Annotated in this window: 10 protein-coding genes; 8 read left to right on the top strand and 2 right to left on the bottom strand. The window is 64.2% G+C overall.

The features are described 5' to 3' along the window. Positions 1 to 110 precede the first annotated feature (110 nt). Positions 111 to 365 carry a helix-turn-helix domain-containing protein gene (locus AB4Z15_RS19065; RefSeq protein WP_442018509.1) on the bottom strand — a complete coding sequence of 85 codons (255 nt, stop codon included), beginning with the start codon at positions 363 to 365 and terminating at the stop codon, positions 111 to 113. A 731-nt stretch (positions 366 to 1,096) separates the two neighbouring features. Continuing rightward, a complete protein-coding gene (locus AB4Z15_RS19060; RefSeq protein WP_442018508.1) occupies positions 1,097 to 2,206 on the bottom strand; it encodes a LacI family DNA-binding transcriptional regulator in 1,110 nt (369 codons plus the stop codon). Between the two features lie 216 nt (positions 2,207 to 2,422). On the opposite strand from AB4Z15_RS19060, the gene AB4Z15_RS19055 reads away from it, so the two are divergent. From AB4Z15_RS19055 to AB4Z15_RS19020, 8 genes are all read left to right on the top strand, one after another. After that, positions 2,423 to 3,748, top strand: coding sequence for a sugar ABC transporter substrate-binding protein (locus AB4Z15_RS19055; protein WP_442018507.1), 1,326 nt, complete (start codon positions 2,423 to 2,425; stop codon positions 3,746 to 3,748). A 2-nt stretch (positions 3,749 to 3,750) separates the two neighbouring features. Next, on the top strand, positions 3,751 to 4,698 hold the full coding sequence (locus AB4Z15_RS19050; protein ID WP_442018506.1) for a carbohydrate ABC transporter permease: 948 nt from the start codon (positions 3,751 to 3,753) through the stop codon (positions 4,696 to 4,698). A gap of 8 nt (positions 4,699 to 4,706) precedes the next feature. Then, the gene (locus AB4Z15_RS19045) at positions 4,707 to 5,603 is read left to right on the top strand and encodes a carbohydrate ABC transporter permease (protein WP_442018505.1); all 897 of its coding nucleotides are present in this window, start codon (positions 4,707 to 4,709) and stop codon (positions 5,601 to 5,603) included. Between the two features lie 31 nt (positions 5,604 to 5,634). Continuing rightward, entirely contained in the window at positions 5,635 to 7,500 is a 1,866-nt protein-coding gene (locus tag AB4Z15_RS19040) for a glycoside hydrolase family 3 protein (protein WP_442018504.1), read from the top strand. A gap of 173 nt (positions 7,501 to 7,673) precedes the next feature. Further along, positions 7,674 to 8,399 carry an HAD family hydrolase gene (locus AB4Z15_RS19035; protein WP_442018503.1) on the top strand — a complete coding sequence of 242 codons (726 nt, stop codon included), beginning with the start codon at positions 7,674 to 7,676 and terminating at the stop codon, positions 8,397 to 8,399. 41 nt (positions 8,400 to 8,440) lie between these two features. Further along, positions 8,441 to 10,936 (top strand): glycoside hydrolase family 65 protein, encoded by a 2,496-nt coding sequence (locus AB4Z15_RS19030; protein WP_442018502.1) that lies wholly within the window; start codon positions 8,441 to 8,443, stop codon positions 10,934 to 10,936. A 217-nt stretch (positions 10,937 to 11,153) separates the two neighbouring features. Further along, positions 11,154 to 11,360 carry a hypothetical protein gene (locus AB4Z15_RS19025; RefSeq protein WP_442018501.1) on the top strand — a complete coding sequence of 69 codons (207 nt, stop codon included), beginning with the start codon at positions 11,154 to 11,156 and terminating at the stop codon, positions 11,358 to 11,360. A gap of 9 nt (positions 11,361 to 11,369) precedes the next feature. After that, positions 11,370 to 12,272 carry an ROK family protein gene (locus tag AB4Z15_RS19020; RefSeq protein WP_442018500.1) on the top strand — a complete coding sequence of 301 codons (903 nt, stop codon included), beginning with the start codon at positions 11,370 to 11,372 and terminating at the stop codon, positions 12,270 to 12,272. Positions 12,273 to 12,276 lie beyond the last annotated feature (4 nt).

Here is a 12,276-nt window from a genome sequence, read left to right as displayed (position 1 = left end):
TTGTGACGGGGCCAAAGTCACGGTCTGTTTCGCCTACAGAGGGGTCCGTGGTTTTTTGGACCGCCACGTCTACCTAGTGCGCACTGGCAGCGGGTAGTGACGCGTTCTTCTCAGGAATCTTCGTCGGTGGTGATGTCATCGAGCTCTCCGGAAGCGATCCGCTCGGCGGTCTTCCGATAGGCCTCCTCAACGTATGCCTCGACGTCGTTCAGGCCGACACGCCAGATATTGCGTCCGCCGATCTGGATGCCCTTTAGGTCGCCGGTCTTCAGGAGCGCCCGGATGAGCGGCTGTCCCACGTTCAAGTATTGGGCTGTTTGCTCCACGGTGAGGAACCGCGCTGGCTGGGGTGTCTTTTCGGGCATGATGAAAATGCTACGACAACGGCAATGTCCTGAATCACGGCTGATTACATCCTTGCTGGGAGCCTGAAGCAAGGGTTGGTGGTAGTTGTACGTCCTGGGGATCGAGTTCGGGCCGGGCCCGAATGAAAGACAAAGGGTGACGAAACGACCTACCGGACCACGCGACGTCGGCCTCCACTTCAACCACCATTGGCTCCACCAGTGTCAGGCGTACGGGGCCTTTGTCTTTGCTGAATCTGTTCAATGAGGTTTCGCTGATCTCTTCGGGCCATGGGTGCCCTGGCTCAGCCGGGCGGAGCTTGAGGCCCAGCTCACGGCCTCGCTGTGTTGAGAGCACCGTGGACCTGCCGACGATCCGCAGCTTGCCCATCGATGGGCAAGCCGGCGATGATCGCCTGCGGTTGCGCTATTGGCCCTATGACGGCTGCGCACACCACATCCAAAGTGTCTTTGCGCTTCAACTTCAACCAGGAGCGCGACGCCTCATAGGGCTGGGACCCGCCCTTGAAATTCCCTGTCAAGTTCAGCGTGTTGAAGCTACACGGGTTGGTCGGATGGGGCCTTGACCGCTTCCGTGGGCGCAACGTCCGCCAATAGCCGAACTGCGACCTCGGCGGTGACCGGTTCCACGGTCGGGTATGAGGGCTCGAGCACCTCCTCCAGGACATCCGCGTTGACGCGGCGGGTGAGAATCAGGCGGGCTTTGGAGCGAGATCATCGGTTACAGGTATCTACTGCGTGCAGCCGCAGCTTTCCCGAAGCAGGACCTGTACAGGAAGGACCCTGTGCTCGCAGGCTGATGGGATCTCGGCCATCCGTTTGCTCAGGAGCTCGACGGCGACCCGGCCCAGCAGGTCCATGGGCTGGCGGACCGTGGTGAGCGCCGGTCGCATGAACCGGCCTGCATCGATCCCGTCGAACCCGGTGACTGCAACTTCTTCCGGAACCTTGACCCCGGCCTCGGTGAGGCCCTCGATGACGCCTAGGGCGGTCTGATCGTTCGCGCATACGATCGCCTCGGGCAGGTGCGGCCGGCCGGCCTTATCGGCGAGCAGCGCTGTGACGGCTTCGCGTACGTCTGACCTGCCGGTCGTGCCCCCCAGGACAGTGCCGTCCGGGGCGGCCAGACCGGCCGCCTCGAGAGCGTCAAGGAACCCCTTGTGCCGCGCGTAGCGGTCGTAGTCATCGATGGGCCCGGCAAACCAGAAGCTCTTGCGCCCGTGGTCTTCGATCAAGTGCTCGACGAGCCGGCGCATCCCGGCCCTGTTGTTGACCGTCACCGAGGACATGACCATGGGGTCTTCCGGGAACTGGGCAACCAGGACGATGGGCTTGGTCCGAGCCAGGTGGACGAGCGTTGACTCGGACACCACATGGGGGAGCACCACGAGACCGTCTACCCGGCGGGCGATCTCGTCCAGGGCCACGCCGCCGGAGTCCAGCTTCTGCCAGCCAACGGCGAGCGGGAGGCCGCGCACAGTGCACTCGAGTTCCACGCCCCGGAGCACCTCGTCGGCGAAGAGCGGGTAAAGCCTTGGACTCGTCGATGATTCGCGGACCAAGGGGACGTAGTCCTCGTCGAGCCGTGCCGGTATCGCCAGTTCGTCGGGCTCGTGGCCGCTGAACGAGTACATGCCGACAACGCCACTGTGGCGCTCGGCCAGGCCCCGTGCGAGTCCGCTCGGGATGTAGCCGAGCGTGTCGACTGCCTTGCGGATCGCCTCCTGCGTGGCAGGCCGGACCTTGTCCGGAGAGCGGAAAAACCTAGAGACGGAGGCCGTGGAAACTCCGGCGGCCTCCGCGACGTCGTAAACGGTTGGCGTAGTGCTGCTGGACAACATAGTCCCCTTCCCCGAGAGCGGTCGACCGCGAGGTCACGTTGCCCGACGTGTCGCCGAGGCTATCACACACTGTACGCGCATACATCCCTGAAATAAAAGGGGGCGTGACCCTTGCCACAGCAAAATGTATGCGCGTACACTCTTGAACACGGGCCGATCGTCGACGTCGAACAGCAGCCCCTATGCTCTCCCCTCCCCCTTCCTTTGAGAGGAACAATGATGTTGAAGAATAAGAAACGAGCAGCCCTGCCGGCACCAAAGATGCTCCATGCCAAAGCCACAAAAGCAGCCGTTATCGGCCTTGCCGCAGCCCTGCTCCTGACTGCCTGCGGACGCGACAATGGATCCGGTCCCGGATCCACCGAATCAGCATCCCCAATTGCCTCGGGCCCCGCGACCGGAACAGTCACGGTGTGGGCGCAGGGTGCCGAGGGCGCCGCGCTGCCTGCGTTGGCAAAGGAATTCGAGGTCGCCAATCCCGGCGTAAAGGTCAACGTCACGGCCATCCCCTGGGATGCCGCCCACAATAAATACCAGACAGCCATCGCCGGGGGCACCACCCCTGATATCGCCCAAATGGGCACCACCTGGATGAGCGACTTCAGCGATGCCTTCGACCCCACGCCCAACGCCGTCGATACCGGCGACATCTTTCCCGGTTCGGTGAAGTCGACCGACGTGGGCGGGACCAGGTATGGCGTCCCGTGGTACGTGGACGCCAACGTCGTCTTTTACCGCAGCGATCTTGCAGCAAAGGCCGGCCATGAGACCTTTCCCACGGACTGGGATGGTTTCAAGTCCTTGGCCAAGGACCTCCAGAGCAAGGCCGGCGCCAAGTACGGAGTCGCGCTCCCCGCGGGCGGAGCGGACTCCTTCCAGCGCATTCTCCCGCTTGTCTGGTCGGGCGGGGCTCAGTTGGTGAACCAGGACAGCACCAAATGGACGCTGGACACGCCCGAGCTCGCAGACGCCCTCAACTACTACAACAGCTTCTTCACCGAAGGCATTGCCAACAAGAACCCTTCCACCGGTGCCGGTGCGGCCGAGTCCGCGTTCGTCGACGGAACCGTTCCCATGTGGATCGGCGGTCCGTCCGGGATCGGCGAGCTGGAAAAGGCCGGCGGCGCGGGATTCGCCGACAAGTACAAGGTGGCCATGGTCCCGAAGCAGAAGACGGCGACCTCCTTCGCCGGAGGCTCCAACCTGGTCGTGTTCAAGAAATCCCAGAACCGGGACGCGGCATGGAAGTTCATCCAGTGGCTTTCCAAGCCCGACATCCAGGTCAAGTGGTACAAGGCGACAGGGGACCTGCCAGCATCCCAGTCTGCATGGAAGGACCCCTCGCTCTCCGGTGATTCCAAACTTGCCGTCTTCGGCGACCAGCTCAAGGACGTCAACTCCCCGCCGTCCTTCCCGACGTGGACCCAGGTGTCCGCCGCCGCCGACACCCAGCTGGAACAGATCGTGAAGGCCGACAAAAACCCGGCCTCGGCCCTCAAGGAACTGCAGTCCACTGCCGACTCAATTGGGACAGGCCGCTGAACATGAGCACGACGTCCAGCCGCACCCCGTTGTCCACCGCATCCCGGTCGCCCAGGGGTGCGGCCGGACCCTCCGCGCGCCGCCGCAGGCAGGCGCTTATCGCATGGATGTTCGCGCTCCCGTTCGTGGCGATCTTCGCCGTGTTCATGCTCGTGCCGCTGGTTTCCTCCTTCGCGATGTCCTTCACGGACTTCACCAGCCGTGACGTCCAGAACCCGGCCGCGGTCGGTTTCGTCGGCCTCAAGCAGTACGCTACGTTGTTCGCCAACCCGCAGTTCGTCCATTCGATGCTCAACACGGCCTATTTCGTCGTCGTCGGCATACCACTGACCATGGCCGTGGCGCTGGCCCTGGCGGTGGCATTGAACAGTGGAATCAAGCGCTTCCGGACGGCTTTCCGCGTAGGGTTCTACACCCCCGTGGTCACCAGCATTGTTGCCGTGGCCGTCGTGTGGCGGTTCATCCTGCAGCCGGATGGCCTGCTGAACACCATCCTGGGCGCTGTGGGAATCCACGGCCCCGACTGGCTCAACAGCACCACGTGGGCCATGCCGGCCATGATCCTGATGGCCGTGTGGCGGAACATGGGCACGCTGATGATCATTTTCCTGGCGGGGCTGCAGAACGTATCGGCGGAAATGCTCGAAGCCGCCGAGGTGGACGGTGCCAATGCCTGGCAGCGGTTCACCAGGATCACGCTGCCCACCCTGCGGCCGACACTGCTGCTGGGCGCGGTGCTGCTCTCCGTCGGCTACCTGCAGTTCTTCGAAGAGCCGTTCGTGATGACCAAGGGCGGGCCGCTCGACTCGACCCTGTCCATCAGCTACTTCACATACAACCAGTTCGGGTTCGGCAAATACGGCTTGGCATCTGCCGCCAGCTATGTGCTCTTCGTCGCCATAGCGCTACTGAGCCTCGTCCAGTTCCGTGCCCTCCGGTCGAAGGACTAAGCACTGCCATGACATTTCCCACAGAAACCCTCACGCCCGGACCCTTGCGGACCGAATCCGGTGGACCTGCACGCCGTCCCCGCCGTCGCGGTCAGCACGGCCGGCCCCTCGTGTACGCCCTGCTGCTGCTCGCCGTGGCCGCTACCCTCCTGCCGTTCGCCTGGATGCTGCTGGGATCCTTCAAAACCCAGGGTGAACTCCTTCGCAGGCCTGTCACCTGGTGGCCACAGGACGGCACCCTTGCCAACTACACCGCCTGGTTCACTGACCTGCATATAGAGACGTTCTTCACTAACAGCCTCATCGTTGCCGTCGTCACGGTCTTGGGCAACCTGCTCTTCTGCTCAATGATCGGCTATGCACTGGCGAAGATGAACTTTCCCGGGAAGCGGTTCCTCTTCTTGCTGGTGATGGTGACCCTGATGGTGCCCGGGGTGGTCACGTTCGTTCCCCTCTTTGTGATGGTCAGCAAACTGGGGCTGGTCAGCACTTACCCGGCCCTGTTCCTTCCGTTCCTGGCCTCGCCCGTGGGGGTGTTCCTGATGCGCCAGTTCATGCTGGGCATCCCGGATTCAATCATTGAGGCGGCACGGATCGACGGAGCCAGCGAGTTCCGGATCTTCACCCGCGTGGTGATGCCCCTCTGTGGCCCGCCTCTGGCCACGCTGGGGATCCTGACTTTCCTGGGCTCGTGGAACAACTTCCTCTGGCCGCTGGTCGCGGCCCAGAGCGAGGACATGTACACCCTGCCGGTGGCGTTGTCCCTCTTCTCGACCGGGCAGAATGCCACCAACTACGGCCTGCTGCTGGCCGGATCGGTCTTGGTCATTACCCCAATCGTCGCCCTTTTCGTAGCGCTGCAGCGCTTCTTCATCCAAAGCGTCGCCGCCACCGGCATCAAGTAACGCTTTCCCCGAACAGCTGAGAGGTACAACCTTGAACCACCTGCAGACTTCCATCGCACCCAACGGAACCGTTTACCGGGATTTGAACAGCAACGGGGTCATGGATCCATTCGAGGATCCATCACTCAGCCCGGAGGAACGGACAGCTGACCTCCTGCCTCGTCTTAGCCTCGAAGAGAAGGTGGGTCTGCTGTTTCACACAGTCATTGAGACTGGACCTGACGGGACCCTGTTGGAGCACCCCGGAAATATCAGCAAGTCGGGAACGTCTGCCGTCGTCGCGCAGAAGTTCATGAATCATTTCAACGTGCACGCCCTCGGGACCCCAAGGCACGCCGCCCGCTGGAACAACGCCATCCAGAAACTCGCCGAATCAAACCCGCACGGCATACCGGTCACCATCTCCACGGACCCGAGGCACGCCTTCATTGAAAACACCGGCGTCTCCTTCAACGCGGGCCACTTCTCCCAGTGGCCCGAACCCATCGGTCTCGCCGCCACCGGCAGTACAGAACTGATCCGGCGATTCGCGGACATCGCACGGCAGGAATACACCGCCGTCGGCATCCGCGCCGCGCTGCACCCAACGGTGGACCTTGCCACCGAACCGCGCTGGGGCCGACAGGCCGGTACCTTCGGCCAGGACAAAGAGCAAACCTCGCAGTTCGCCGTCGAATACCTCAAGGGACTCCAAGGCGAGTCCCTTGGCCCGGGCTCCGTTGCCTGCACCACCAAGCACTTCCCCGGCGGCGGCCCCCAACGCGACGGCGAAGACCCGCACTTCCCCTACGGCCGCGAGCAGGTCTACCCCGGAGGACGCTTCGAGGAGCACCTTGAACCCTTCCGGACCGCCATCGCCAACCACACCAGCGCCATCATGCCCTACTACGGAATGCCCGTCGGCCTCGAGCTCGACGGCGAACCCGTCGAAGAGGTCGGCTTCGGCTACAACCGGCAGATCATTACCGGGCTCCTACGCGAAAAGCTCGGCTACGACGGGGTGGTGCTTAGCGACTGGGAACTCATCAATGACAATGTCGTCGGAGACAAGGTCCTACCCGCCCGCGCCTGGGGTGTGGAGGACCTCTCCCCAGCTGAACGCATGGAGAAAATCCTCAACGCCGGCGTGGACCAGTTCGGCGGAGAAGAGTGCACGGACTTGCTCCTTGGCCTGGTCCGTGATGGCATCGTCAGCGAAGAGCGGATCGACGAATCCGCCCGCCGGCTGCTGATCGTCAAGTTCCAGCTGGGCCTCTTCGACAACCCTTACGTATCGGAGGACGCAGCAGCCGTCCTCGTCGGCAACGAAGAATTCCGTGCCGAAGGACACCGGGCCCAAGCCCTCTCTGTTACCGTGCTGGCAGACAAAGGGGCCGACGGCGGTCATGTGCTGCCGTTGTCCGGCGCGCCACGCGTCTATGCGGAAGGCCTTGATCCTGCGTCCTTGGCCGGAGCAGGCACCCTCGTTGAAGCGCCCGAGGACGCAGACATTGCCATCATCCGCCTCCATGCACCGTGGGAGCACAGGGAGGACTTGTTTCTTGAGGAGGGCTTCCATGCAGGCTCCCTCAACTTCCCGCCCGGGCTCGTTTCTCGGTTGAAATCTCTGTCCAGGAAGGTTCCGTTGATCATTGACGTCAGATTGGACCGCCCCGCGATCCTCACCCCGCTGATCCCATTCGCGAGCGTACTGGTGGGAACCTTCGGCGTTTCCGACGCCGCACTGGTGGATGCCCTCACGGGGCGGATCCTCCCGGGCGGCCGTCTGCCCTTCGAGCTGCCGTCCTCCATGGACGAAGTCCGCGCCTCACGACCTGATGTAGCATCCGACACTCCGTCTCCGCTCTTCGCCCACGGGCACGGGTTGTCACTGATCCGGGGCACCTCCACCGCCTGAGCTACTGTCCACAGCGGGCGCCTGTTGCCCATTCAGCAGAATGTCCGCGAGGCAAAATTTGCTGCCCACGAAACGGCAGACCGGTGACTTGCCCGCGGCGCACCCCCTATTGGCGTCGGAATGCGAGCCGGCTGAACGATTCGCGATCCTTTGCGCCCCCACAAGGAACTCCTATGACTGAACTCCGCACTTTCTGGACCGGCGCCGCCGCGATGTTGTTTGACCTCGACGGCGTGCTGACACCCACCGCCGTCGTGCACGAACAGGCCTGGCAGGAACTCTTCGATGGCTACCTCTCGCAAACAGGCCACACTCACGGCTACCAGGAGGCTGACTACTTCAACTACATCGACGGCAAGCCGCGCTTCGAGGGCGTCCGGGACTTCCTGGCCTCGCGCGGCATCATCCTGTCGGAGGGCCCCTCGGATGACGACCCCGCGCATCCCACCGTGCAGGGCCTGGGCAACCGCAAGAACCTGATCTTCAACGAGATCGTCGAATCCCATGGCGTGGTGCCATACGCCGGCTCGGTCCGCTTCATCGGCGCCGCGCTGGCGCTGGGACTGAAAGTCGCCGTCGTCTCCTCCTCCCGCAACGCCCCGGCGGTGCTGAAGGCGGCCGGTCTGGACGGCTACTTCCGGGTGGTCGTGGACGGCCAGGTGGCCGCCGACGCAGGGCTTCCCGGGAAGCCGGATCCGGCCACTTTCGAATACGCGGCCAAGCTGCTGGACGTCCCGCGGGAAGACTGCATCGTGGTCGAGGACGCCGTGTCCGGAGTGAACGCCGGCAGCGCCGGACACTTCCGGGCCGTGATCGGCGTGAACCGTGGCGCGGGCCACCAGAGGTTGCTCGACGCAGGGGCCACGCTCGTCGTCGACGACCTTAACGAACTTTTCTAACTGACATCTCTGACCTCCGTTCTTTCGAGAAAGACACCTTCATGGCACTAATCAGCTCCGACCGGCTGCGCTTCTCCTGCGACCCGTGGAAGCTCGTCGAAAATGTCCACGTACCCGGTGATGCGGGAACGCTGGAGACACTGTTCACCGTGGGGAACGGCCACCTGGGCATCCGCGGTGCTCACTCGGCGCCAGCCGACGCCGAACTGGCGGGAACCTTCATCAACGGCTTCCATGAGATCTGGGACATCAAACACGCCGAGAACGCGTACGGCTTCGCCCGCACTGGGCAGCGGATCGTGTACATCCCGGACGCTAACAACTTCACCTTGAGCATCGACGGCGAGCAGCTGGCCCTGGCCGAGTCGACAGTGCTGGACTATCGTCGCAGCGTGGACTTCGCCACGGGCGCGTACGAATGCGCAGTCACATGGGCCTGCCGTTCCGGGGCGACCGTCACTACGGTGGAACGCCGTGCCGTCGGCTTTGAGGATCGCGGAGCCCTCGGGATTGAGCTGACCCTGACCGCGGACCGGGCGATTTCTGCCGACATCACCTCTGCCGTGATCAACCGGCAGGACCAGCCTGTGGAGGACCACTCAGCGCACGACCCGAGGCGCTCGGGCCGGCACGCCGGCCGGGTCCTGCTTCAGGTGAACCTGCACGGTGCCGATGGTTCGCTGCGCCTGGTCTGGGAAACCGCTGCGTCCAAGCAGCGGATCGGCATGGCCGTGGACCACTGGATTTCCTCCGACCACCAGCCTTTCGAGACGGTCGTTTCCGATGACGAGTCCACGGTCCGCTACGTACTACCGGTGAACGAAGGCGAGTCCTTCCGGCTCGAAAAGTCCGTGTCATACGTCGTGGGTGATGCCGCCATTCCCGACGCCAGCGGACTCCCCGCCCGGATATCTGCGGATGCGGCCGAAGCCGCCGACAAGGATACCGCCGCCTCGGCAGAAGCCGCCGTCGTTCCCGTCCCCGAGATCTTCGCGCAAAGCGCGGCGCACTACAGCCAGTATTGGGCGACCGCGGACATCGTCATCGGCGGACAGCCCGAGCTGCAGCAAGCGGTCCGGTGGAGCCTGTTCCAGCTGGCCCAGGCCACCTCTCGGGCCGGCATCGCAGGAATCCCGGCGAAGGGAGTAAGCGGATCCGGCTACGAGGGCCACTATTTCTGGGACCAGGAAATCTACCTCCTCCCGTACCTGACCTACACGAACCCCGCCGGGGCGCGAAAGGTGCTGGAATCCCGGCACGCCATGCTGCCGGACGCGCGCGTCCGCGCCAAGGAGCTCAGCGTGGATGGCGCCCTGTTCCCGTGGCGGACCATCAACGGCCTCGAGGCCAGCGCCTACTACGCCGCCGGTACCGCGCAATTCCACATCGCCGCGGCCATCGCATTCGCTGCCTGGCGTTACGAGTGGGCCAGCGGTGATGCCAGCTTCCGTGCGGAGCTGGGCGCCGACCTGCTGATTGAGACCGCCCGCATGTGGGCCTCGCTGGGCTTCTTCGGCAAGGACGGCCTGTTCCACATCCACGGTGTCACCGGCCCGGATGAATACACTGCCGTGGTCAACGACAACCTCTACACCAACGTCATGGCCCGCTTTAACCTGCGTACCGCCGCGGCCTTGGAACATCCGGATGTCCCGGAAACCGAGCGGATGGTGTGGCAACAGGCCGCCGAACGCATGTCCCTTCCCTACGATCCGGACATGGAGATCTACAGCCAGGACAACGACTTCATGACCCTGGAGCCGTGGGACTGGTCCACGCCGCGATCCAAGTACCCGCTGCTGCTCAACTTCCACCCGCTGGTGATCTACCGGCACCAAGTCCTCAAGCAGGCCGACACCGTGCTGGCGATGTTCCTGCAGTGGCAGGACTTCACCGCCAAGGAAAAGCAGCGCGCCTTCGACTTCTACGATCCCATCACCACGGGCGACTCCACCCTGTCCGCCTGCGTGCAGGGCATCATAGCGGCCGAGGTGGGCTACTCCGACGTCGCGCTCAAGCACTTCACCGAGGCACTGTTCATCGACCTGGACAACACCCACAACAACACCATGGACGGGGTGCACATCGCCTCCACCGGGGGGATTTGGAGTTCGCTCGTTTCAGGCTTCGCCGGCATGCGTGATCAAGGCGAGCTGCTGCACTTCGATCCGCGCCTTCCTGACGGCTGGGACAGCCTGTCCTTCCGGCTCAGGATCCGCGGCCGGCTCCTTGCCGTGGACCTCGCCCCCGGCGTCGTCAGCCTCTCGCTCGTTGCGGGAACAGGGTTCGACGGCGGTCCGCTGGACGTTAGCGTGCGTGACCAGAGCGTCGTGGTCACCCCGGCCGGAGTGACAGTGCCGCTCGATGCGATAGCCGTGCCGCAGCCATCGGTGTTCCCGAGCGTCTTTCCGACCGCTGAAATCCCGATAGTCGTTCCCCGGTCAGAAGCCCAGGGACCGCTGGCCGGGAGAAGTCGCCAGAAACGCCCGCCTGGAGATGCGTCCCATGGATCGCGTATGAGCTTGAGCAATTCGTGACGCTCTCGACATTCCATCTGCGGTTCAGGAACGGGAACTATTCAGCGGAGACCGGGAGTTCAAATCGAGCCTGGCCCTGGCCCTGGCCCGACACCACATCCAGAACCTTCTCGCGGCGTTCTCGCATGCCGATACGAGGATTCCTTTGTAACAGTCATCCTCACCAGCATGCCCGGCAGGGGCTGCTTCCGATCCTGAGGAGGACCTACCTGATCCGATGAACAAGGCATCCTCCCGCCGGATGGGAGTCGCTGACCTGGCAGGCAGCACCGCAGGCTCAGGTCGACCGTGCCATCAAGACATTGGGAACGCAGCCTCGGCTCCGTCGGGAGGCGCCCGTGGCACCCGCCGACACCACACCATCACCGTCGACCTCAGTCATGCCATGCCCTACGGCGTGACGCTCGAAGCCGACCAACGCTGAGGAACTACCATGACCTACTCTCTCGGTCTCGACATCGGCGGCACGAAGATCGCCACAGCCCTCCTCCATCACGACGGCACGGTCCTGCACACAGCCACGGTGCCGACCGCCGGCAGCGGGCCCGCCGTGATAGACCAGATCGCCGACCTCGTCACTGCCCACACCGGGCAGCAGGCGCTCTCTGGCATCGGCCTCGCCGTCCCCGGAGACGTCGACCCATCCACCGGGGTGATCAGCGCGGCCCCGAACATCGGCTGGACGGACCTGGATATCGCCCGGCGGATCGCCCCACACCTTCCCCCGCGCACATTGGTCCGGGTGGACAACGACGCCAATGCCGCAGCGTGGGCCGAGTACCGTTTCGGCGGCCATTCCAGAGGCGATTCTTTCGCGATGATCACCGTCGGCACCGGGCTCGGCGGCGGATTCGTCCTCAACGGGCGCCTCCTTCGAGGGGCCACTGGTGCCGCCGGCGAGATCGGGCACATGCCCCTCGAACCCTCAGGAGAGGCCTGCACCTGTGGCTCACGTGGCTGTTGGGAGCGCTACGCCAGCGGCAGCGCCCTCCACCGGGCTGGAATCGCCGTAGGCTGGGACACCGCCACTGCCGGGCGCGACCTCCTCGCCGCGGCCGCCACCGACCCCGCGGCCCGGTACCTTGTCGCTGGGATAGCCGGCCACCTCGTCCGAGGCATCTCCCTCGTCACGGCCGCGCTCAACCCCGCCCAGGTGATCCTCGGTGGAGGGCTCGGCACCGACCGCCGTTTCCTCGCCATCGTCCAGGAGGCCCAGCAGTCCCTCGAAACCACCCCGCCACGCTTCCGCCCGATCATCAGGGCAGCCACTCTCGGCCCCCTCGCAGGAGCCGTAGGCGCGGCAGACCTCGCGCAAGAACCCGACCGAACCGCATGAGATA

Origin of the sequence: Paenarthrobacter sp. 2TAF44, from assembly GCF_052114885.1 — a bacterium.
Taxonomy (GTDB): Bacteria; Actinomycetota; Actinomycetes; order Actinomycetales; family Micrococcaceae; genus Arthrobacter.
This window is presented reverse-complemented; position numbering and strand designations above follow the sequence as displayed.